This window comes from Streptomyces sp. URMC 126 (assembly GCF_051386555.1).
In the GTDB taxonomy this organism is placed as follows: domain Bacteria; phylum Actinomycetota; class Actinomycetes; order Streptomycetales; family Streptomycetaceae; genus Streptomyces.
The window spans coordinates 1-230 of record NZ_JBPQTX010001438.1 but is presented as its reverse complement, the minus strand read 5'-3'; the positions used below and the strand labels follow the sequence as shown (position 1 = coordinate 230).

The 230-nt window shown below is 57.8% G+C and carries 1 protein-coding gene; it reads left to right on the top strand.

The genetic code is table 11. The annotated features are described in order from the left end of the window. Positions 1-200, top strand: a 200-nt coding sequence (locus tag ACSNOK_RS36585) for a winged helix-turn-helix domain-containing protein (protein ID WP_436784944.1), incomplete at its 5' end; no start/stop codon positions are given. Positions 201-230 lie beyond the last annotated feature (30 nt).

Below are 230 nucleotides of genomic sequence, written 5' to 3'. Positions count from 1 at the left end.
AATACCCCAATAGGGTATTCAGCAGGGAGACCCTATTGCGTGAGGTATGGGGATACACCAACATCACCGATACTCGGTTGGTCAACGTCCATGTGCAGAGACTGCGTTCTAAGGTGGAGCGCAACGCGGACCATCCCCAGATGATCGTCACTGTTCGTGGCATCGGTTACCGCATCAACACCCCTGGGGAGGAAAGCTGATCACCCTGGCGGGGCGCGCCGGTCGTGGTC